This window comes from Streptomyces coffeae, assembly GCF_016741875.1.
GTDB lineage: Bacteria > Actinomycetota > Actinomycetes > Streptomycetales > Streptomycetaceae > Streptomyces > Streptomyces coffeae.
Genome location: NZ_JAERRF010000021.1, coordinates 45665 through 69951, shown reverse-complemented (window position 1 = coordinate 69951; position 24287 = coordinate 45665). Strand labels below are relative to the sequence as shown.

The window sequence follows — 24287 nt, the reverse complement described above, 5'->3', positions numbered from 1 at the left end:
TTGTGTCCTCTACCGTTCGTCGTGGTCGCCGCCCGCGGCGGCGTCTTCGAGTTCGCGCAGGATGTACTCCTCGACCAGGTCGGCGAGGCCGGAGACGGTGTGCGCGGTCAGGATGTCCCGCGGGGTCAGCTCGAGGCCGAAGGCCTCCTTCGCCCGGGAGGCGATCAGCAGACTGCGCACCGAGTCACCGCCCAGCGCGAAGAACTCGTCCTCCGCGCCGACCCGTTCCACCCCCAGTACCTCCGCCCAGATTTCCGCGACGACCTCCTCGGTGGGGGTGCGCGGCGGGACGAAGCGGACCGCCGGCGCGGCGGCGGGGGCGGGCGCGGGCAGTGCCGCGCGGTCGGTCTTGCCGTTCTCCGTGAGCGGCAGCCGGTCCAGTACGGCGAAGGCCGACGGGATCATGTGGCCGGGCAGCGTCCGGCCCAGCAGGGCACGCAGTTCGGCACCGTCCGGGGCGGTGGCACCGGCGGCGGGGACCACATGAGCCACCAGACGGCGCGCCCCGGGCTCGTCCTCCCGGACCGTCACCACCGCCTCGGCGAGGGCGGGATGGCCGCACAGCGCGGTCTCCACCTCCCCGGCCTCGATGCGGTAGCCGTGCAGTGTGAGCTGGTGGTCGGTGCGTCCCAGGTGGTGGATCCGGCCCGTGGCGTCGTAGCGGGCCAGATCGCCGGTCCGGTACATCCGGCTCCCCGGCGGGCCGAAGGGATCGGCCACGAAGCGTTCCGCGGTCAGCCCCGGACGGCCCAGATAGCCGCGGGCGAGCGACGGACCGGATATCCACAGCTCCCCGGGCACCCCCGGCGGCACCGGGCGGAGCCGCCGGTCGAGCACATACACCCGGGTGCCCGGCACCGGCCGTCCGATCGGTGGTGGGGTGCCCTCATCGGTGAGCGGATCGGACCAGGTGGCGACCACGGTGGCCTCGGTGGGCCCATAGGAGTTGATCACGCGGTGGTGCGGGGCCCACCGGGCCGCCGGCTCCGCACCGCAGGCGTCCCCTCCGACGATCAGCGTCCGCAGGGCGGGCAGTTCCTCCTCGGTGCCCGGCGGCAGGGTGGCCAGGGCCGCGGGCGGGATGAGGGTGTGGGTGATCCGCCGCTCCCGCAGCACCCGGGCCAGATGGTTGCCCAGCAGCGGACCGGGCTCGGGTACCACCAGCGAGGCCCCGGCGGGCAGCGACATGCACAGCTCCAGTACGGAGGCGTCGAAGCTGGGCGAGGCGTATTGCAGCACCCGGTCGCCCGGCCGCACCTGATAGTGCTCGGCCTCCGCGGCGGCGAAGCCGCCGAGCCCGCGGTGGGTGACCACTACCCCCTTGGGGGTCCCGGTGGAGCCCGAGGTGTAGATGACATACGCCGCGTCGTCCGGGCCGACGGGGCCGTGCCGGTCCGCCTCGCCGGGGCGGTGGTCCGGCCCGTCGGGCACCTCCACCGCGTCCGGGCCCTCCAGGGTGACCAGCGGCGCGGCGTCCTGGAGCATCATGGCGATCCGCCCGGCCGGGTAGTCGGGATCGACGGGCAGATAGGCACCCCCGGCCTTCGCCACCGCGAGCTGGGCCACCACGATCTCGACCGAGCGCGGCAGGACCAGGGCCACGATCCTGCCCGGGCCGACCCCCTGGGCGATGAGGCGGTGGGCGAGGCGGTTCGCCCGCCGCTCCAGCTCGGCGTAGGACAGCTCGACGTCGGCGGAGACCACCGCGGGGGCGTCGGGACGGCGGTCCGCCGCCGCCTCGAACAGCTCGGCCAGGGTGGCGAGCGGTGCCTCGCGGGCGGTGTCGTTCCACTCGGTCAGGATCCGCCGGCGCATCGCCGGGGGCAGGATGTCGATCCGGTCCAGCGGCAGTTCGTCGGGGGCGGTGGCGAGGGCGCCGAGCACCTGGGTCAGCTGGGCCGCCAGCCGCTCCGCGGTGATCTCGTCGAACAGCCGTGGATCCCAGCCGAGTTCCACCGCCAGCTCGGTACCGGGGGAGACGACCACGGTGAGCGCGTAGTTGGTGCTCTCCAGCGCATGGAGGTCGCGCACCGCCAGACCGTGTTCCGCGGCGGCGGAGCTGTTGATCGGGTAGTTCTCGAACACCACCAGGCTCTCGAAGAGACTGTCCCCGCCCGGCACCCCGCTCCAGCCCTGGATCCGGGAGAGCGGCACATGGCCGAAGCCGCGGGCCTCGGCCTGCCGGGTCTGGAGCGTCCGCAGCCAGGCCGCGGTGGCGACCCCGCCGTCCACCTCGGTGCGCACCGGCAGGGTGTTGATGAAGATGCCGGTGATGCTGTCGGCGCCGGGCAGTTCGGTGGGCCGCCCCGAGACGGTGGCCCCGAAGCACACGTCCGTCTCACCGCTCCAGCGCGACACCAGCAGCGCCCAGGCGCCCTGGACCACGGTGTTGAGGGTGAGCCGGTGGCGCCGGGCGAAGTCCTGGAGCGCCGCGGTCTCCCGCTCGCCGAGCCGCCGTGAGAGCCAGCGCGAGGAGCGGGTCGGGGTATGCGGCGTGGCCTTGCGGTCGTAGGGCAGCGGAGTGGCCGCTACGAACCCCGCCATCGCCGTGCGCCAGTGCTCCTCGGCCCGGGTGCGGTCCTGGCGGCCGAGCCAGGCCACATAGTCGGCGAACGGCCTGCGGGACGGCAGTTGCGGTGTCTTTCCCCCGGCCAGTGCGGCGTGTGCGGCGAAGACGTCCGACAGCACCTGGAAGACACTCCACCCGTCGAGCAGCACATGGTGGAACGTCCACAGCACCCGCACCTCGGTGGGGGAGAGCCGGGCCAGGGCGACCCGCAGCAGGGGCGCCGCGGTGAGGTCGAGACCTCGGGCGCGGTCCTCCTCCAGCAGCCGGTCCAGGGCGTCGGCGCGCCCGTCCTCGTCCAGCCCGCTCCAGTCGTGTTCCTCGATCGGCACGACCGCGGCGGGCCGCACGATCTGGAGCGGTTCGGGCACCCCGCGCACCACCACCTCGCTGCGCAGCACCGGGGTGCGGTCGACGACATGCTGCCAGGCGGCGGCGAGTACGGCGGTGTCCCGGACCCCGTCCAGCACGAAGGTCGCCTGCTCCACATAGAGCCCCTGGCCCTGCTGGGCAAGACCGTGGAAGACCAGCCCGGACTGGGTCGGGGTCAGCGGATAGATGTCCGCCACGTTCCGCCCGTCGCCCGCCAGCCGGTCCACGGTTTCCTGGTCCAGGGCGACCAGCGGGAAGTCCGACGGCGTCCGGCCGCCCGCGCCCGGCGCGGCGCACAGCGCGACGATCGCCCGCAGCTCCTCGGCCATCTCCTCGGCGAGCCGGAGCACGGTGGCGCGCCGGTGCAGACCGCGCGAGTACGACCAGGCCAGCTCCAGCTCACCGTCCGCCACCCGGCCGACCACATCGATCAGATGCGGCCGGGGCGCGTCCGCGCTCATTCCGCCGTCCAGAGCGTCGCGCAGCGTGTGCAGCAGCCCGCCGTCCTGGCCCGCCCCGGGGAGCGTCCCGTCCTGCTGCCCCAGGTAGTTGAAGCTGATCCGCGGTGGCGCGGCCGGGAGGTCCGGCGCGGCGCCGGGCAGCAGATGGCGCAGCGCGCCGTAGCCGAGACCGCCCCGCGGCACCGTCCGCAGCCGCTCCTTGACGGCCTTCAGCGTCTCCGCGGGACCGCTTGCCGGGGAACCCTCCAGCGCGATGGGGAACATACTGGTGAACCAGCCGACGGTACGGGAGAGATCGACGCCTTCGAAGATCTCCTCGCGGCCGTGCGCCTCCAGGTCCACCAGCACCCGGTCCCGGCCGGTCCAGCGGCCGAGCACCCGCCCCAGCGCACACAGCAGCACATCGTTGATCCGGGTCCGGTAGGCACCGGGCACGTCCTGGAGCAGGGCGCGGGTGGCGCCGGTGTCCAGCCGGACGGCCACGGACTCCTCGAAGGCCACGGTGTTGGGCCCCTCACTGTCCGTGGGCAGCTCGGCGCAGCCGTCCAGCGCCGCCCAGTAGCCCTGTTCGGCGGCGAAGCCCCCGGCCGCCGCATGGTCGCGCAGCCGCAGTGACCACTCCCGGAACGAGGTGGTCTTCGGGCCGAGTTCGGGCGTACGGCCCTCGGCCAGCGCGTGGTAGGCGGTGTCCAGGTCCTCCAGCAGAATGCGCCAGGAGACGGCGTCCACCACCAGGTGGTGGGCGGTGAGCAGCAGGACGGGGCGCTGCCCCTCGCCCCGGGTGAACAGGGCGGCCCGCAGCAACGGCCCCCGGGCCAGGTCGAATCCGGCTTCGATCCGGGCCGCGGCCTCCCGCAGCGCCGTCTCCCGCAGCGCGGGCGCGTGGCCGGACAGATCGACCACCTCGAGCGCCGCCTCCGCACCGGGCGGGGCGTTGTGCTGCCGCCAGGGGCCGTCCCCGGTGCGCTCGAACCGCATCCGCAGGGCGTCGTGGTGGGCCGGCAGGACCGCCAGCGCCGCGCCCAGCGCGGTGGTGTCCACCGGTCCGGTCAGCTCGGCGGAGAGCGACTGGGTGAAGTGCCAGGGGCTCTCCGGCAGGCTCTCGAACAGCCAGTGCTGGATCGGGGTGAGCGGCACCTCGCCCAGGACCGGCCCCTGTTCGGCGGTGGCCGCCGAGGACACCGCGCCCTCCGCGGCGGCGGCCAGGGCCGCCACGGTCTGGTGCTCAAAGAGATGACGTGGTGTCAGTTCGATTCCGGCGCGGCGGGCCGAGGAGACGATCTGGATGCTGAGGATGGAATCGCCGCCGAGGGCGAAGTAGTTGTCCTCGGCGCCGACCGACTCCACCCCCAGGACCTCGGCCCAGATCCCGGCCAGCGCCTTCTCGGTCCCCGTGCGCGGTGCGACCCGGCCCGCCGTGGGGGCGGCCCAGTCCGGCGCGGGCAGCGCCCGCCGGTCGAGTTTGCCGCTTGTGCCCAGCGGCAGCCGCTCCAGGGAGACCACGGCCGCCGGGATCATGTGGTCGGGCAGACTGTGGGCGAGGAACGACCGCAGCGCGGCCGGATCCACCGACGCTCCCGGGGCCGGGACCACATACCCGGCCAGCCGCTTGTGGCCCGCGGTGTCCACCACGGCCGCCGCGGCCTCGGCCACCTCCGGGTGGCGGGCCAGCGCGGCCTCGACCTCGCCCAGTTCGATCCGGAAACCCCGCACCTTGACCTGGTCGTCGGTCCTGCCCAGGTACTCCAGCTGCCCGTCGGCGTCCCAGCGCGCCAGATCCCCGGTGCGGTACATCCGGCCGCCCGCGGGCCCGAAGGGGTCGGCGGTGAACCGGTCCGCGGTCAGCCCCGGACGCCCCGCGTACCCCCGGGCCAGTCCGGCCCCGGCGAGATACAGCTCCCCGGGTACCCCGACCGGTACCGGGCGCAGCCGCGCGTCCAGGACGTACGCCCGGGTGGCGGCGACCGGGGAGCCGATGGGCGGGGTCCGGCCGGGGTCCGCCGGATCGCAGGTCCACGCGGTGGCGTAGACGGTGGCCTCGGTGGGGCCGTAGATGTTCGCCACCCGGCAGCCCGGGATCGCCGCGCGCACCTCCTGGACGGTGCGGGCGGCCAGCCCCTCACCCGCCAGCACCACGGTGTCCGCGGTGACCGACACCGCGCCCTTGCCGAGCACCTGCCCCAGCGCGGACGGCACCGCGCTGAGCAGACTGGCCGACCATGGCCCGGTCCGCTCGGCCAGGGTGAGCAGATCGCGGACGATCTCCAGCGAGCCACCGGCCAGCAGCGGGCACAGGATCTCGAAGACCGACACATCGAAGTTGAGCGAGGTGGCGGCCACTACATGGGACAGCCCCTCCGCGCCGAACTCCGCCTCGGCCCACACCGCGAGCGCCGCCACACTCGCATGGGTGACCACCACACCCTTGGGGGTGCCGGTCGAGCCCGAGGTGTGGATGACATAGGCGGGATGGCCCGGGTCCAGCGGGTGGCGCCGCTCGGAATCGGTGATGTCGCGGGCGTCCTCCCGGGCCAGCCGTTCGGCGAACTCCGCGTCGTCCAGGGCGAGATGAGCCGTCCTCCCGGCCGGGATACGCGCCCCGGTCTCCCCGGTGGTCAGCACGATGTCCGGGGCGATGTCCTCGAGCATGAACGCGATGCGCTCCGCCGGATACGCCGGGTCCACCGGCAGATATCCGGCCCCCGACGTCAGCACCGCGAGCAGCGCCACCACCAGATCCGGGGTGCGCGGCAGCGCGAGCGCCACAAAGCGCTCGGGGCCCGCGCCCGCGGCGATCAGCAGCCGGGCCAGCCGGTTGGCGCGCTCGTTCACCTCCCGGTAGCTGAGGGATCCGTGCTCTCCCCGTACCGCCACCGCGTCCGGCGTCCGGGCCGCCCGCGCCTGGAACAGCTCCGGCAGCACCGCCCGCGGCGCCGGGGCCACCGGCCCGCTGAACTCCTCCAGGATCCGCCGGGTCTCCACCGCGCCCGCCGGCGGCAGCTCCGCCACCCGGCGGGCCGGATCGGCCGCCATCTCCTCCAACAGGCCGCGCAAGCAGGCGCCCAGCCGCTCGACGGTCGGCGCGTCGAACGCGGCCGGGTCGTAGTCCAGCGAGATCGACAGCCGCTCCTCGGGCGCCACCACCACGCTCAGCGCGTAGTTCGTCGGTTCGAGATCCCGCTCCTGCCGGATACCCAGACCGTGTGCCGCGATGGCCTCGCTGTCGAAGGGATAGTTCTCGAACACCACGATGCTGTCGAAGAGGTTCATCCCCCCGGGCACCTCGCTCCAGCTCCGCAGCTGTGCCAGGGACACGAAGTCGAAGCGCCGGGACTCCGACTGGGCCGTCTGGAGCTCCCGCAGCCAGACCGGCAGCGGTGTGCCGCCGTCCACCCGCACCCGGGTGGGCACCGTGTTGATGAACACCCCGACCATCGACTCCACACCCGCGAGCGACGCCGGACGCCCGGAGACGGTGGTGCCGAACACCACGTCGTCCGTACCGCTGTAGCGCGCCAGCAGCAGCGCCCACGCCCCCTGCACCACGGTGTTCATCGTCAGCCCGGCGCGCTGGGCCGTGGTCCGCAGCCGGGCCGACTCCTCGGCCCCCAGGGTGACCTTGTGCGTACCCGAGGACGCCGTGCGGTGCGCCTCCACCGCGGGCCGGTCACGGGGCAGTTCGGTCGGCGAGGTGAAGCCCGCCAGCGCCCCGCGCCAGAACCGCTCGGCCTCCGCGGTGTCCTGCTCGGCCAGCCAGCCCAGATAGGCGCGGAAGGGACGGCGGGACGGCACCGCGGCCGCGCGCCCGGTGGTGAGTGCCGTGTAGCGCTCGCAGATCTCGTCGAAGACCTGCGCCGCGCTCCAGCCGTCCAGCAGGCAGTGGTGGAACGTCCAGAGCAGCCGGACCTCGTCCGCCGACAGCCGGATCAGGGCCAGCCGCATCAGCGGCGCGGTGCCCAGGTCGATGCCCGCGGCCCGGTCCTCGGCGAGCAGCCGGTCCAGTTCGGCGTCCCGCCACCGCTCCGGCCGCCCGGTCCAGTCGTGGTGGACGATCCGCACCGCGGCCCGCCGCCGGACGACCTGGAGCGGCTCGGGGGTGTCCGCCCACACCAGATGGGTGCGCAGGATCGGATTGGAGTCCGCGGTCCGCTGCCACGCGGTGGCCAGCGCCTCCGGGTCGCCCACCCCGGTCATCGTCAGCTGCACCTGGTTGACGTAGGCGTCCGAGGCCGGGTCCACGAGGTGGTGGAACAGCATGCCCGCCTGCATGGGGGTCAGCGGATAGAGGTCCGCCACCTCGCGGCCGTCCCCGGCGATCCGGTCCACCGCGGCCTGGTCCAGCCGGGCCAGCGGGAAGTCCGACGGGGTACGGCCCCCGGCGCCGGGCTCGGCGCAGTGACCGGCGATCTCCTCCAGGGCGCGCACCATCTCCCGGGCCAGCCGGGTCACCGTCTCCTCGGTGTGCGTGGCCGTGCCGTAGTACCAGGTGAGTTCCAGGCACCGGTGCTCCACCCGGCCCACCACGTCCAGCAGATGGGCCCGGACCGACTCCGGTGCGGCGTCACCGCCCAGCCCGCCCCGCACGCCGCGCACCAGCGACGTGGTGTCCTCCCCGGGCTCCGACCAGTCGAACTGACCGAGGTAGTTGAAGCTGATCAGGGGCTCCGGGGCGGTCCGCAGCTCCGAGGCCGCGGGGTGGTCCGCCGGGGCGAGATGGCGCAGCGCCCCGTAGCCGATGCCCCGCGCGGGGACAGCCCGCAGCCGCTCCTTGACGGACTTCAGCGTCTCGCCCCAGCCGCCCGCCGGAAGGTCCAGGGCCACCGGGAACATGGTGGTGAACCAGCCGACGGTACGCGACAGATCCACCCCGTCGAGCAGATGCTCCTCCCGGCCGTGGCCCTCCAGGTCCACGGTGACCCGGCGGCGTCCGGTCCAGTCGGCCAGTACCCGGCCCAGTGCCGCGAGCAGGACGTCGTCGACCCGGGTGCGGTAGACCCCGGGCACTCGCTGGAGCAGCGCGGTGGTCAGTTCGCGGTCCAGCCGCACGGTGACCGACTCCATCGCCGCCACGGTGTTCTCCCCGGCGCCGTCCACCGGCAGCCCGGTGTCACACTCCGCCGCCACCGCCGTCCAGTGGGGCAGTTCGGCGTCGAAGCCGCCAGCGGCGGTGTGTCCGGCCAGCCGCCGGGACCAGTCCCGCAGCGAGGTGGTCCGCGCTCCCAGCACGATCGGCTCGTCCCGGAGTGCCTGGCGGTAGGCGGTGTCCAGATCCTCCAGCAGCACCCGCCAGGACACTCCGTCCACCACTAGGTGATGCACCGTCAGGAAGAGCATCGGTGGCTCGCCGGGCGCTCCGCGCAGCAGCCGCGCGGCCAGCAGCGGCCCCCGCTCCAGCTCGAATCCGGCGTTCGCCTCGGCGATGGCCGTGTCCTGCGCGGCCCGCCGCTCCGCCGCGTCCAGACCTGACAGATCCACCTCCCGCAGCGGCACCACGTCCGCCGGGTCCGGCGGCGGGCAGTACTGGCGTACGGTGCCGTCCGCCCGCCGCTCGAAGCGCATCCGCAGCGCGTCGTGGTGGACCAGCAGCGCGGCCAGTGCCGCGCGCAGCGCGGGGAGGTCGGGGTCCGCGCCGAGTTCGGCCACCACGGACTGGTTGAAGTGGCCGGGCCGGGCGGTGTGGGTGCTGAAGAACCAGCGCTGGATCGGGGTGAGCGGCACCTCCCCGGAGACCGGGCCGGTGTCGGCCGCGGGACGGGCGTCGGTCCGCGCCACGGTGGCCAGCGACGCGATGGTGGGGTGCCGGAACAGCTCCCGGGGCGTCAGCGTCAGCCCCGCCTGCCGGGCGCGGGAGGCCACCTGGATGCTGAGGATCGAATCCCCGCCCAGCATGAAGAAGTTGTCCTCGACCCCGATCCGGTCCCGGCCCAGCAGCGCGCCCCAGATCTCCGCGAGCGCCCGCTCGGCGCCGGTGCGGGGTGCCACGTATCCGGCGCCGGTCGCCGCCGTCCAGTCCGGTGCGGGCAGCCGTCGGCGGTCCACCTTGCCATTGCCGGTGAGCGGCAGTTCCGCCAGGGCCGTGAACACCGCGGGCACCATGTAGTCCGGCAGCGTGACGCCGAGGAAGGAGCGCAGTTCCTCGGCGCCGGGCAGGGCGCCGCCGCGGACCGGGACCGCGTAAGCGGTCAGCAGGGTGCGCTCCCCGTCCCGGGCGAGGGTCACCACTGCCTCCGCCACCGCCTCGTGGCGGACGAGCGCGGCCTCGATCTCCCCCGGTTCGATCCGGAAGCCCCGGATCTTCAGCTGGTCGTCGGCCCGTCCTACGAAGGTGAGTTCACCGTCGTCGGTCCAGGCCACGATGTCCCCGGTGCGGTACATCCGGGACCCGGGCGGTCCGAACGGATCGGCCACATACCGCTCGGCCGTGGCACCCGGACGGTTCCGGTAGCCGCGCGCGAGACCCGCGCCCGCGATATACAACTCGCCCGGGATACCGGGTGGTTGGGGCTCGAGCGCGGCGTCCAGGACATGGACCCGGGTGTTGTCCATGGGCCGTCCGATGGGCAGCGCGCGCGGCAGTTCCTCCCCGGCGCGGAAGGCCCGCCGGGTGGCGAAGGTGGTGGTCTCGGTGGGCCCGTAGCCGTCCACGACCGTCAGCCCCGGACAGGCGTCCAGCACCCGGCGCACCGCCGCCGCGGGCACCACGTCACCGCCGGTCCACACCTCCCGTGCGCCGCGCAGACACTCCGGCGCGTCCTGCGCGAGCAGCCGGAACAGTCCGGCGGTCAGCCACAGACAGCCCACCCCGTGGGTGTCGATCGCCCGGCGCACGGTGTCCGCGTCCACGTCCCCCTCGGGCGCGAGGACGGCGGTGCCGCCGCGCAGCAGCGGCACCCACACCTCGTAGGTGGAGGCGTCGAACGCCTGCGGGGAGTGCACCAGCACCCGCTGGTGCCCGGCGAAGGCGCGGTCGGCGGCGAGCGCGGCCACATCGCGGTGGCGCACCGCGACCCCCTTGGGCCGCCCGGTGGAGCCGGAGGTGAACATCAGATACGCGGTGGAGTCGGGGAAGACCGCCACCCGCGGCGGAGCACCGGGACCGCTCCCGTCCTCGCCGGGCGCCACCACCACGGTCCGGCCGCCGTGCGGCACGTCCGCGGCGGTGCGCTGCCGGACCCGGTCGGTCAGCAGGACGTCCGCCGACGCCTCGGCCAGCACCGTGCGCAGCCGGTCCTCCGGCGCCCGGACGTCCAGCGGGACATACACCCCGCCCGCCTTGACGATGGCGAGCTGCGCCACGAGAAGCTCCGCCGAACGGTCCATCAGCACCGCCACCGGGTGCTCGGGCCGGACACCGAGCCCGATCAGCCGGTGGGCCAGCCGGTTGGCGAGGATGTCCAGCTCCCGGTAGGTCACCGGGCCGCACGCGCCGTCCAGCGCGATGGCGTCCGGGGCCCGCCGCACCTGGGCGGTGAACAGTTCGGGCAGGGTGCTCATCGCCACCGGCGCCGCGGTGTCGTTCCACTCCTGGAGCACCTGGCGGCGGCGCTCGGGGGTGAGCATCGGCAGCCGGGCCGGCGCCCGGTCCGGGCTCTCCGCCATGGTGGCGAGCAGCACCGACAGATACTCCGCCATCCGTTCCACGGTGACCTCGTCGAACAGCGCCGGGTCGTAGCCGAGCCGTAGGGTGAGCTCCTCGCCCGGGTAGACCACCAGGCTCAGCGGGTAGTTGGTGGTCTCGACCCCGTCGAGCTCCCGCAGTGCCAGCCCGTGTGCGGCGGCGAGGTCACCGCCCACCGGGTAGTTCTCGAACACCACGATGCTGTCGAAGAGGTTGACCCGCTCGGCGAGCCCGGTCCACGACCGCAGCCGGGGCAGGGAGACGAAGTCGAACCGCCGGTCCTCGGTCTGCGCCGACTGCACCTCCCGCAGCCAGCTCAGCAGGGTGGAGCCGGACGGCACCCGCACCCGGGTCGGCAGGGTGGCGATGAACAGCCCGTTCATGTCCGGCGCGCCCGGGAGTTCGGCAGGGCGCCCGGACACCGTCGTACCGAACACCACGTCCGGGCTCCCGGTCTGCCGGGACAGCAGCAGCGCCCAGGCCCCCTGGAGGAGGGTGTTCACCGTCAGCCCCTCGTCCCGGGCCAGCTCCTCAAGACGCCGGGAGGTGTCGGCGGGCACGGTCATCCGCACCGCCTCGGTGGACTCGGCGTGATGGGTCTCGGTGGGCTCCCGGTCGTAGGGCAGCGCGGTGGGCTCCGTGAGCCCCGCGAGCCGGGCCCGCCAGTGTTCCTCGGCCCGCGCCCCGTCGCGCTCCCGCAGCCAGGCCACATAGTCGCGGAACGGACGGCGGCTGGGCAGCCCGTCGGCCATGGCGGCGCCGGTCGCGCCCTCGTGTGCCCGCGCATGGCAGTGGAAGATGTCCGACAGCACCTGGAACAGGCTCCAGCCGTCCAGGATCAGATGGTCGAAGGTCCACACCACCTGGACCTCGGTGGCCGACAGCCGGGCGAGCGCCAGCCGGCTCAGCGGCGCGGTGCCCGGGTCCAGACCGCGTTCCCGGTCCTCGGCGAGGAACCGCCGCAAGCCCTCCCGGCGTTCGTCCTCGGCCAGCCCCCGCCAGTCGATGTGGGTGACGGGCAGCCGCACCGCGCGCTCCACCACCTGGAGCGGTTCGGCCACCCCGTCCCACACTGCGCGGCTGCGCAGCACCGGCGTACGGTCGGCCACCCGCTGCCAGGCGTCGGCCAGCGACTCCGGGTCGGGCACCCCGTCGAGCACAAAGGCCAACTGCTGGAAGTAGACCCGCCGGTCGTCCTGGGACAGCCGGTGGAACAGCATGCCCGCCTGGGTGGGGGTGAGCGGGTAGATGTCCTCCACCGCGGCACCGTCGCCCGCCAGCCGGTCCACGGTGGCCTGGTCGAGTGTGGCGAGCGGGAAGTCGGACGGGGTACGGCCGCCCGCGCCGGGGGCGCTGCCGTACCGGGCGATCTCCACCAGCGCCCGGCGGAACTCCTCCGCCAGCCGGGCCACGGTCTCCTCGTGGTGCAGCTGGGCCGAGTAGAACCAGGTGAACTCCAGGGTCCGCCCCTCGACCCGGCCGACCACCTCCAGCGGATGCGGCCGCGGGCTCTCGGGGTCGGCGTCCAGGGAGAGTTCGCGGTGGGTGTCCCGGAACAGCCCGTCGCCCTCACCCGGCAGTGCGAACTGGCCCAGGTAGTTGAAGCTGATCCCCGCCGTGGGACCGTCCGGGAAGCCCTCGGGGCGGAGCAGATGGCGCCGCACCCCGTAGCCCAGACCGCGCCGCGGCACCGCCCGCAGCTGCTCCTTGACGGACTTGAGCACCGTGCCCCAGTCGCCGTCGGGCAGCTTCAACGCCACCGGGAAACGGGTGGTGAACCACCCGACCGTACGGGACAGATCCACGTCCTCGAAGAGCTCCTCGCGGCCGTGTCCCTCCAGGTCCACCGGGACCCGGGCCCGTCCGGTCCACCTGGTCAGCACCCGCGCCAGCGCGCTCAGCAGCACATCGTTGACCTGCGTCCGGTACACCTCGGGCAGGGTCTGGAGCAGGGCGGTGGTCTCGTCCTCGCCGAGCCGGACGGTGACCGAGCGCGCCGAGGCGTAGGTGTTGGCGCCCTGACGGTCCGTCGGCAGCTCCGGATCGCACCCGGCGGCCACCTCGGTCCAGTACGCCGTCTCGTCGTCGAACCCTCCGGCCTCCGCGTGCCGGGTCAGCCGCAGCGCCCAGTGGCGCAGTGAGGACGACTTCGCGGGCAGCCGGACCTGGCCGCCCCCGGCCAGGGCGCGGTAGGCGGTGTCCAGGTCCTCCAGCAGGATGCGCCAGGAGACACCGTCCACTACGGCGTGGTGCACGGTGAGGTGGAGCACCGGCCGCCGTCCGTCGCCGCCCTCCTCGAACACCGCGCGCAGCGGCGGTTCCGCCGCCAGATCGAAGCCGCCGAGATGGGCGACGTCGTCGCCGGTGGCATGGCGCAGCACCGCCATGGACCCGGCGCCGTCGATCCACTGGCCGCGGCCGGGCCCGCCGCCGTGCAGCGGGAAGCGGGAGCGCAGCGCGTCATGGTGGGCCGACAGCTCCGCCAGGGCGCCGCGCAGCGCCTCCTCGTCCACATCCTCGGCCAGGACCACGGACACGGTCTGGTTGAAGTGTCCGGCCCGCTCCGAGTCGTGTGCGAACAGCCACCGCTGAATGGGCGTCAGGGGCAGCTCGCCGGTGGCCTCCTGGTCCCCGGACGCCACCGGCAGCTCGGCCGGGGCGGAGGTGTCCAGATGCAGGGCCAGCGCCGCGATCGTCTGATGGCGGTAGACATCGCGCGAGGTGAGCGGAAGTCCGGCCTGCCGCGCCTGGGACACCACCTGGATGCTGAGGATCGAATCGCCGCCGAGGGAGAAGAAGTTGTCCTCCACCCCGACCCGCTCCATCCGCAGGATCCCCGCCCACACCGCCGCGAGGGTCCGCTCGGTGGCGGTCCGCGGCGCCACATAGCCATGGGCCGCGGTGGCGCTCCAGTCCGGGTCGGGCAACCGGCTCCGGTCCAGCTTGCCGTTGGGGTTGAGCGGCATCCGGTCCAGCACCAGGACGGTGGCGGGCACCATGTAGTCGGGCAGTGCGCGCCGCAGGAACCGGCGCAGCCCGGCCGGGTCCGGCGTGGCCCCCGGCGCCGCCACCACATAGGCGATCAGCCGCTTGAGGTCGCCGGATTCCTTGGCGACGGCCGCGGCCCCGGCCACCTCGGGGTGGCGCAGCAGCGCCGTCTCCACCTCGCCCAGCTCGATGCGGAAACCGCGGATCTTGACCTGGTCGTCCGCTCTGCCCATGTACTCCAGCCGGCCGTCACCGTTCCACCGCACCAGATCACCGGTGCGGTACATCCGGCTGCCGGGCGTGCCGAAGGGGTCCGCCACAAAGCGACGGCCGGTCAGCGCGGGCCGGTTGAGATAGCCGCGGGCCAGCCCCTGGCCACCGAGGTACAGCTCCCCGGTCACCCCGGGAGGCACCAGACGCAGGGTCGGATCCAGGACGTAGGCGCGGGTGGCCGCCACCGGACGGCCGATCGGCGGGGCCTGTTCGGGCGCCGCGCCGTCGCAGAACCACGCGGTGGCGTACACCGTGGCCTCGGTCGGCCCGTACAGATTCGCGATCCGGCACGACGGCATGGCCGCGCGGACGTCCCGTACGGTCCGGGCGGACAGCGCCTCGCCCGCCAGCACCACCGTCCCGGCACTCAACGCCACCGTGTCCCCGGCCAGGATCCGGTCGAACACCGAGGGCACCGCGCTGATCAGCCCGGGGGTGCGCGGCCGCTCCCGCGGATCGAGCAGCGCGGGCAGATCCCGGACGACCTCGACACTGCCCCCGGCCAGCAGCGGGCACAGGAGCTCGAACACCGACACATCGAAGTTGAGCGAGGTGGAGGCCACCACATCGGTCAGCCGGCTCCGCCCCAACTCCGCCTCGGCCCATGCCGCGAGAGCCGCCACACTGCGGTGGGTGACCACCACGCCCTTGGGCCTGCCGGTGGATCCGGAGGTGTAGATGACATACGCGGGGTGGGCCGGGTCCAGCGGCATGGTCCGCTCGGCGTCGGTGATGTCGCCGTCCCCGCGCGAGCCCAGATCGGAGCGGACCGCGGTGTCGTCCAGGACCAGGATCTCCGCGCCCGGGGGCAGACATCCGGCCGTCTCACCGGTGGTCAGCACCACCGCGGGCGTGGCGTCGTCCAGCATCAGAGCGATGCGCCGGGGCGGATAGCCGGGGTCCACCGGCAGATAGCCCGCGCCCGCCTTGAGTACCGCCAGCACCACCACGACCAGGTCGGCGGTGCGCGGCAGCGCCAGCGCCACCAGGCGCTCCGGGCCGATACCACGGTCGATCAGCAGCCGGGCCAGCTGGTTGGCGCGCCGGTTCAGCTCGCCGTAGGAGAGCCGGACATCCCCGTGGGCCACCGCGGGAGCCGAGGGGCTGCGAGCCGCCTGTGCCTCGAACAGCTCGGGCAGCGTGGTGTCCGGGGCCGGGCGCCCCTGCCCGTTCCAGGAATCGAGCATCGTGTGCCACTCGGCGTCGGTGAGCATCTGGAGCTCGATCAGGGGCGTTTCGGGAGCCGCCGCCATGCCCGTCAGCAGCCGGTGCAGATGGGTGGCCATCCGCTCCATCGTCCCGGCGTCGAACAGATCGGAGTTGTACTCCACCGTCAGACCCAGCGAACCGCTCTCCCGCGGCAGGAACTCCAGCACCAGGTCGAACCGCGCGGCGGGCCGCGGCAGTGGGTGCTCGGTGATCCGCAGCTCCCCGGCCTCCCGGGTCGGCACCATCGCGCTCTGCTGGACGACCAGCGCCTGCACCAGCGGATTGCGGCTGGGATCGCGCTGCGGGGCCAGCTCCTCCACCACACGCTCGAACGGCAGCTCGTCATGGCCGAACGCGTCCAGCACCGTTTCGCGCATGGTGTCGAGGAACTGCTCGACCGTGGTGTCCCCGTCCACCTCGGAGCGCAGCACCAGGGTGTTGACGAAGAACCCGGCGACGGACTCCAGTTCGCTGCGGTGACGTCCATTGGTGACGGTGCCGAAGGAGATGTCCCGCTGCCCCGAATAGCGCGCGAACAGCACCGACACCGCCGCCGCGAGCAGGGTGAACAGCGTGGTGCCGCGCTCCCGGCCCAGCCGGACGAGATCCGCCACCAGATCGGCGGGCAGCTCATGGCGGTGGACCGCGCCCGCGGTGGTGCGCACCGGCGGCCGGGGCTGGTCGGTGGGCAGCTCCAGTGTCTGCATCCCGGCGAGCTTCGTCCGCCAGTACTTCAGATCCGTCTCCTGCCGCGGCGGAGCCGGACGGCTCCGCTCCCACGCGGCGTAGTCCGGATACTGGAGGGGCAGTGGCGGCAGTCCGGAGTCCGTGCCCGCCACCTGCCCCCCGTAGAGCGCGGCCAGTTCACGCACCAGCACACCGACCGACCAGCCGTCGGTGACGATGTGGTGCTGGGCCAGCAGCAGGAGGTGCTCGTCGTCGGCGAGCCGGATCAGCAGTGCCCGGGTCAGCGGCCCCCGCTCCAGGTCGTAGGGGCGGCTCAACTCCTCGGTCAGAGCTGCGTCGACGGCCCCGGCCCGCTCGGCGGCGGTCAGCCCGGTCAGATCGGTGCGCTCCAGCGGTACGGTGCCCCGCTCGGCCACCCGCTGCACCCCGTGGCCGTCCACCGTGGCGAAGGTGGTGCGCAGCGCGTCATGGCGGGCGGCCAGCCCGTCCAGCGCGCGGCACAGCGCCTCGGTGTCCAGCGGGCCGCTCAGCCGCAGCCCGGCCCCGGTGTTGTACTCGGTCCCGCCGGAGGTCAGGTCGTCCAGGAACCACAGCCGCCGCTGGGCGGCGGACAGCGGCAGCGGGCGGTCACGTGGCGCGGGCGGGATCGGCGGGTCCGCGGCCACGGGCTCGGCGGGCAGCGCCCGCGCCAGCCGTGCCACGGTCCGGGCGTCCAGCAGTTCACGGAGCGTCAGTTCAGCACCCAGCTCCGCCCGGACCCGGGACAGCAGCCGGATTCCCAGGACCGAGTCGCCGCCGAGCCCGAGGAAGTCGTCCTCGACACCCACGGTGTCCACCGGCAGCACCTCGGCCCAGATCCGGGCGAGGGCGGCCTCGGCCGGGGTGCGCGGAGCGATGTGGCGGGCGTCCCCGTCGGGGGCGGAGCGCGGCGCGGGCAGCGCCGCGCGGTCGACCTTGCGGTGCGGGGTGAGGGGGAAGGCGTCCAGTACGACATAGGCGGACGGCACCATGTGCGCGGGCAGCACCCGGCTCACCGCGGCCCGCAGTCCGGCGGCCCCCGGCGGTGTCCCGCCACCGGCGGGCACCACGTACGCCACCAGCCGCCGCAGCCCCGGCTCGTCCTCCCGGACGGTGACAACGGCGGCCCCGACCTCCGGATGGCGGGCGAGCGCGGCCTCCACCTCGCCCAGCTCGATACGGAACCCGCGCACCTTGACCTGGTGATCGGTGCGGCCGAGGAACTCCAGCTCCCCGTCGGCCGTCCAGCGCGCCAGATCGCCGGTGCGGTACATCCGGCCGCCCGGCGGACCGAAGGGGGCGGCGACAAAACGCTCTGCCGTGAGCCCCGGCCGGTCCAGATAGCCGCGGGCCACCCCCGCGCCGCTGATGTACAGCTCACCGGTGGTGCCGACCGGCACCTGCCGCATCGCCCCGTCCAGCACGTACACCCGGGTGTTGGGCAGCGGACGGCCGATCGGCGGGGTGCCGGAGCCCGCGCGCAGCGCACCGGTCCAGGTGGCCACGACGGTGGCCTCCGTCGGACCGTAGGAGTTGACCAGCCGCCGGTCCGGCGCCCACAGGTCCACCAGACCGGCGGGGCACGCCTCGGCGCCCACGATCAGTGTGCGCAGAGCCTCCAGTCCCCGGCGGGCCTCCTCCGCGGGCACCGTCGCCAGGGCCGCCGGGGGGACCAGGGCGTGGGTCACCGCGTGGTCGCGCAGTACGGCGGACAACTCGGCCCCCAGCAGCGGCCCTTCCGGAGGCACCACCAGCGCGGCCCCCGCCAGCAGCGAGGAGCACAGCTCCAGCACCGAGGCGTCGAAACTGGGCGAGGAGAACTGCAACCACCGGTCGCCCGGCCGTACGGCGTAGTGTTCGGCGGCCGCGGCCGAGAAGTTCCCCAGGCCGCCGTGGGCCACCAGCACCCCCTTGGGGACACCGGTGGATCCCGAGGTGTAGATGACATACGCCGGATGCTCCGGCAGCAGCGGGGCGAGCCGGTCCGCGTCGCCGGGCGCCCGGCCGGGGCCGGTCACGGTGCGGATGGCCACCGGATCGTCCAGCACCACGACGGGCCGGGCGTCGGCCAGCATCATGGCCCGGCGCTCCTCGGGGTGTGCCGGGTCCACCGGGAGGAAGGCACCTCCGGCCTTCGCCACCGCCAGCTCGGCCACCACCAGTTCGGCCGAGCGCGGCAGCACCAGGGCCACCACCCGCTCCGGTCCCACCCCGCGCCCGATCAGCCGGTGCGCCAGCCGGTTCGCCCACTCCTCGACCTCGCCGAAGGACCACGTCCGGTCCTGCGCCACCAGCGCCGGAGCGTCCGGCGTACGCGCCGCCCACACCGCGAAGAGCGCGTCCAGCGGCGCGCGGGAAGCATCACGGCCGGTGGCGTTCCACTCCGCCGGAGGCAGGCCAGGGGCCTCCTGGGGTGCGGCGGTCGAACCGGCGGTGGGCTGGCCGGATGACGTCTCGTAACGGTCGTTCATGATGGGTCGGCCCTTCGGAGCGGTGTTCGGGCGGGGACAGGGGGACGGTGCGCCGCGCGGCCTGGCGGTGAGCGTGGGGGAGTCCGCCGCGGTGGGGAGGTCCGGTGTGGGGAGTACCGGTGTGGGGAGGGCCGGTCGCGGCTGTCAGACCAGGGCGCTCTTGCGGGCCATCCGGCCCGAGAGCTGAATGCGGTCGACCGCGCCGGTCCGCGGATCGCGCACGAAGCGGCCACCGGGGATCCGGCGTCCGGAGGACGGGTCCACCAGGTCGCAGGTGAGGTCCTCGTGACAGACCAGGGGCGCGGGCAGATCGCCGTCCACGGACAGGGCGAGATTGCCGCTGTCGCTCATCGTCACCTGGTACTCGATGTCGCCGTTCAGATAGATCCCGGTGCACTGGGCGGTCGCGGCCATCGGGGTGGCCGGGGCGGGGCGGGCCGGGGTCGCGGGCACCCGGAGCCCGGTGATGTCCTCGAGCCCGTCGGCCAGTTCGTGCCACATCTCGGTGCCGACGCTCGCGTTGCTGGTGAAGGCGACCACGGCACCGCTGACCGGATCCGCCCGCAGATGGCAGGAGGTTCCCTGGGCGTTGCCGTCGTGGCCGAACCACAGGGTGGCGTCCCGCCGGAAGAGTGCGAACCCCAGGCCCCAGCCGTCGGCGAGCACACCGGGATCGGCGCCGGGCACCGGTCGGCGCGCCCGTGCCGCGAGCTCCGGAGGCAGCAGCCCCGGGGGGCCGTCGCCGATGTGCGCCCGCGCCAGCGCCACCAGATCGAGCGCACTGGCCGCGAGGGCTCCGGCAGCGGCCTCCGCCGGGGCGAGGTTCTGGTGCACCGGCCGGATTCTGCCGGTGGCCATATTGCCCGCGTGGCCGTGCGCCGGCGGGCGGCGCGCGGTTCCGGTGGCGCCGACGAAGCAGGGCACGGTGCCCAGCGGTTCCAGCAGCACCGACCGTACGGCCTCCGCCCAGCTCATTCCGGTGACCGTCTCGATGAGCCGGCCCGCGGCCACATAACCGGCGTTGGAATAGGAGAAGTCGGTGCCCGGCGCCATCACCAGGCTCCGGTCGGTGCAGTGGTCCAGCAGATAGCGCGCGGTGGTCAGCGCGGCCACCTGGTCGGAGTCGGGGCCCGACGGCAGCCCCGCGGTGTGGCTGAGCACCTGACGCACCGTGCACGGCGGGCCGGACCGCCGCAGCTCCGGTACGTGGTCGCCGAGCTGGTCGTCGAGTGCCACGTCCCCGTCGGCCACCAGCAGCAGCACCAGCGTCGCGGTGTAGCACTTGGTGATCGAGCCGATGGGCACCGCGGTTTCGGTGGTGAACGGCTCCGCGGTGTCCGCGTCCAGCACACCGGTCTCCACGGTGAGCGTGGATCCGCCGGTGTGCACGGCGAGTTGGGCTCCCGGCACCCGGTGGGCGCGGGCCAGCGCGGTCAGGTGATCTTCGAGGAGGCGGCGCTCCTTGGGGCGCCGCTCGTCTCTGGAGGCGGACTCGGACCCGTGGTACACGGTGTACTCCTTGGCGCACGAGGGGACGGACGGCCTGCCGGGGGTCACGGCAGCCGGCTGGTGGCGGTCACATCGCGGGGGACGATCCGGAAGCCCTGCCAGTGCGTGGGCATGGGGTCCTCGTCCTCGTCCCGGGGGACGTGGTGGAAGTCGACACTGACCCAGGCCACCGGGTCGGTGAGCTTCTCGCCGTTGACGTACTTGTCCACCGAGGGGGCGCAGCCGGACGCGGCGGTGCCGTACGCGTTGGCCTTGTTGCCGTACGCCAGCCGCTCGCACGTCCGGTACTGCGTGAAGTACATGTCGTGGTGGGTGAAGTCCTCGGTGTGGTCCGGCCCGCGGTACTGGTCGCTCTCGTGGTTGTCGATCTCCCATGACTTCGGGTGGCCGTCGGCGTTCTCGGCGGCCCGGTTCACCACCCGCCAGAAGCGGCTGGGGGCGATGTCCGCCGCCGTCTCACGGGAGAGCACGGTGCGCTTGGTGGTGCGCTTCGCGGTGCCGCTGCCGGGGAAGTCGTACTGCTCGACGGCGTTCTTCTTCTCCCCGTCGACGTCGAAGTCCATCCGCCAGAAGATGTTGTGGCTGTGGTTCTCGCTGAACCGGGTGGAGCCCACCCCGGTCGGCCAGCCACCGGTCGCGTCGGCGAACTGGAACGGCGACAGGGAGCCGGTGGCGCCCGCCCTCGGGGTGATCGAGCCGTCGTCGGCGAAGTGCCACTCGATGATGTAGTCGTACCAGCCGATCTCCGAGACCGAGAAGACGGTCAGATCGCTGCCGTGCAGCACCCCCTTCTCCACCGCGCTCTTGTAGGCGAAGGGCCTCGGCTGCTCCTCGCTGCACAGCACGGCGGTGCCGCGGAAGCTCCCGAGCCGCCCCGCCGGGCAGTCCTTCTTCGTCAGCTGGGTGAGGGTGCCCTGCTCCAGGTCGCCGAAGCCGATGGCGGACACATCGTAGAAACGCGGCTCGCCACTGTCGTAGGGCACATGCACCTCGGCGAGCGATGCGCTCTTCAGCACACGGGTCGGTGTGCCGCGCAGCGGGGTGTACGTCACATCGCTCAACACCACACCGGTGTTGCGGTCGACGTCCCAGCACATCCGCCAACGGGCGCCGTTCTTCAGGGTCTTGTCGATGCGGTTGGCCGCGGGGCAGTCGGCGGTCGCCGAGGGCTCCCGGGGAGCGGCGGACGCCGGACCCGGCGTCCCCGCCACCAGGAGAACCGCCGCTGCCACGAGCACACGGGCACGCCAAAGGACACGGAACACGAACGGGACTCCCCTCAGAGGCCGATGACGGCGGCGCGCCGGGCCGACAGATCGATGACGATGCGACTGGTGTCGATCCACCTGCCGCCGTCGCGGCCCTGTGTGCCAGGAATGCGGACGAAGAGCTGCACACATCGGTGGGCGCCGCACCGGGACACCTGCCGGGCTCCCTTGACGCCCTCGGCGCGGGAGGCCAGGAACGCCATTCCCTGGAGCCGCAGTTGAGCGGGCGAGGTCAGCTTCCTGTGCGTCGCGGACGCGTACGACGCGCGCATCCCCGGACCGAGGCGGCGGTCGGCGAGGAGGATCCTCACCGCCTGCCGGGCCTCCGCGAGACTGGGCGGCGGCTGCACACCGTGCCGGCGGCCGGAGGCCAGCACCTTGCCGGAGCGCAGATCGACCCGGCGGGTGATCAGGCTGTCCGAGGCGTAGTCGTAGAGCTGGACCTCGGCCTCACCGTCCGGCGCCGCGGACTTCGACGGGGACCGCGGCGGGCGGTGGGTGTCCAGCGGCTCGGCCCCGGCCGCACCCGCGGCGTTCCGCTCACGGCCGGTGCCGGCGGCTCCCCGGCGGGAGGTGGGGTGGTCGATGGCGATCCGGGTGGCCTTGCGGGATTCCTCCGAGGTCAGCGGACCGTTGTGGGAGGTGATCACGGCGGCGGGGGTGGTGCCGGGCGCGGCTGACCCGGTGGCCTTGAGGACCACCGTCCCCGCGGCGGCCAGCAGGGCCGACAGACCCAGGGCCACGGGTATGCGCCATCGTCGTGTCCGGCCGCCCTTCGCATCGGCCGCACCGTTGTTGGTGGCGTTGCTTCTCATCACCCAGCCGTTCCCGTTGTCGGTCGGTCGAGCCCCGGTGGGGGCTCAGGAGGACAGCACGGCGATCGCCGTCCCACCGGCGCGATTCGAGACGCTTCCGGCGGCTCGCCCGGACACTTCCGAGGCTCTCCGCTGTCCACTGTCGGCTCACGTTTTCACCACTCCGGGCGGCGTAACAGTTGCTTTTGTAATCAAGCGACTGTGAGAAACGCATGTTCTGGCCGGAAAGCGTCCTGGACGGGGGAGACTGCAAAGCGACTACGGAGAAGGCCCGTTGGCAACCCGTCTGCCATCATGCGCACATGAGCCATTGGATCATCATTCGATGTGACCTCTGTGGCGCCACTCATTCATCCCACGCGGCCGAGAGCGCAAGCGGGGTACGGGAGGCCATGGCCCTTATGAGCTGGGCAATAGCGCGACAGGACGGCCGAATGATCGATGTGTGCTCCGCGTGCACCACCCCGCAGAACACGCCGGAGAACCCCGGTGGGAAACCCCGTTGTTCATGCGAGGGCGGTGAACTCTTCGACGTGCTCGGCCACGACAGAATCGGACACCGCCTCGCCAATACCCTGCTGCGGGCGGGCGTCGACAATCTCGAACTCCTGGCCAGTTTGTCGGCGCGCCAACTCCTCAGCCTGGAGGGCATCGGAACCGCCGGGGCCCATCACGCACTCAGCCGTCTGCGTCCCGAACCGGAGCGGGACACCACGCGCTGAGGCGTTTCGCGAACACGCCCACGAACCCCGCGCGCCGTGTTCCGGCCCGGCCGGGACGCGGTGGGCCCGACGGCCGAGAGGTGACCCATGACCGATGTCCCCGCCCGCCCGACCGCCGCCTTCTACGCCACCCGCCGGACCCGGGCGCTGTGGGTGCTGGGCGTGGTGTTCTCCGCCGGGCTGCTGGGCCCGCCGCTGTTCCTCGCCGCCGCCCGGAAGGGTGTCGTCCGGCCGGCCGTCCCCGCGGTGTACGCGGCGATCGTCTACCCGGTCGCGCTGGGACGGACCTGGCTGCCCAACCCCGGCAACTGGATCCCCTGGGTGCTCGCGGCGGCGGTGCTGACCGCGGCGGCCCACGCGGCGTTGCTGGAAGCGGGGGAACGGCGGGGGTGAGGAGCCGCCGGGAGCAGGGCCGGACCCGGTGGCCGGGCGGTGGCCCATACTGAGCTCATGAGCACCCGCGAGTTCGTGCGGGCCACTCCCGGGCTCGACGGCATGGTTGTGTCGGCGGTCGGCTACCGCACCGCCGGAGTCCTCCCGGCGCTGCACCGCGGGCTGCCCTCGCCGTATCTGACACTGATCTTCTCCCTCGAGGGCCCGGTCGTCACCGGCCGCACCGCCGAGCAGGCGTATGGGCCCGACGCCGCACGGACCGACATCGTGGTCGCCGGACTGCACCAGGACCCCGCGTATGTGGCCCAGGACAGCCACGAGGCCGGTGTCCAGCTGGCGCTGCACCCCCTGGCCGCCCGTGCGCTCCTCGGGCTGCCCGCCGGTGAACTCACCTCCCAGCTGGTCGTGTCCGGGACGGAGGTGCTCGGCGCACGGGCCGCCGAGGTGCGCGAGCGGATGTGCGCCCAGGACACCTGGGACGAACGCTTCGCCACTCTCGCCGGATATCTGCGGCAGCGCGCCGCGTCGGCCCGGCACACCGCCGTGCGCCCCGAGGTTGCCGAGGCATGGGCCTGGCTGGCCCGCCACCGCGGCACCGGCACGCTCTCCGGCCTCGCGGAGCATGTGGCACTCAGCCCGCGCCGGCTGACCACCCTGTTCCGCGCCGAAACGGGTCTGGGGCCCAAGCAGGCCGCCCGGCTGATGCGCTTCCAGCACACCAGGTCCGCGGTGGCCCGCGCGGTCGCCGCGGACCGCCCGCCGGAGCTGTCCCGTATCGCCGCCGTATGCGGCTACTACGACCACTCCCACCTCGTCCGCGACTTCCGGCAGTACACCGGCGTCAGCCCGACGGCCTGGCTCGCCGAAGAGTGCCGGAATATCCAAGCCGGGGGGCACCGCAACGGCGAAGAGTAGGG

The 24287-nt window shown here is 73.6% G+C and carries 7 protein-coding genes; 3 read left to right on the top strand and 4 right to left on the bottom strand.

The window, feature by feature from the left end:
• Positions 1 to 9: 9 nt before the first annotated feature.
• From JK363_RS29205 to JK363_RS29190, 4 genes are all read right to left on the bottom strand, one after another.
• Positions 10 to 18663: a non-ribosomal peptide synthetase gene (locus JK363_RS29205; RefSeq protein ID WP_201879397.1), complete on the bottom strand. Its 18654-nt coding sequence runs from the start codon at positions 18661 to 18663 to the stop codon at positions 10 to 12.
• 144 nt (positions 18664 to 18807) lie between these two features.
• Entirely contained in the window at positions 18808 to 20172 is a 1365-nt protein-coding gene (locus tag JK363_RS29200; RefSeq protein ID WP_307821906.1) for a serine hydrolase domain-containing protein, read from the bottom strand.
• A gap of 44 nt (positions 20173 to 20216) precedes the next feature.
• Complete coding sequence (locus JK363_RS29195) at positions 20217 to 21437, bottom strand: copper amine oxidase (RefSeq protein ID WP_307821905.1); 1221 nt, start codon at positions 21435 to 21437, stop codon at positions 20217 to 20219.
• Between the two features lie 14 nt (positions 21438 to 21451).
• Complete coding sequence (locus JK363_RS29190) at positions 21452 to 22255, bottom strand: Tat pathway signal sequence domain protein (protein ID WP_201879395.1); 804 nt, start codon at positions 22253 to 22255, stop codon at positions 21452 to 21454.
• A gap of 434 nt (positions 22256 to 22689) precedes the next feature.
• Between JK363_RS29190 and JK363_RS29185 the strand changes: the two genes are divergently transcribed.
• The 3 genes from JK363_RS29185 (at position 22690) to JK363_RS29175 (ending at position 24285) form a co-directional block, all read left to right on the top strand.
• Positions 22690 to 22977 (top strand): helix-hairpin-helix domain-containing protein, encoded by a 288-nt coding sequence (locus JK363_RS29185; protein WP_201879393.1) that lies wholly within the window; start codon positions 22690 to 22692, stop codon positions 22975 to 22977.
• Positions 22978 to 23064: 87 nt separating this feature from the next.
• Positions 23065 to 23370, top strand: coding sequence for a hypothetical protein (locus JK363_RS29180; protein WP_201879391.1), 306 nt, complete (start codon positions 23065 to 23067; stop codon positions 23368 to 23370).
• A 57-nt stretch (positions 23371 to 23427) separates the two neighbouring features.
• Entirely contained in the window at positions 23428 to 24285 is an 858-nt protein-coding gene (locus JK363_RS29175; protein WP_201879389.1) for a helix-turn-helix transcriptional regulator, read from the top strand.
• Positions 24286 to 24287 lie beyond the last annotated feature (2 nt).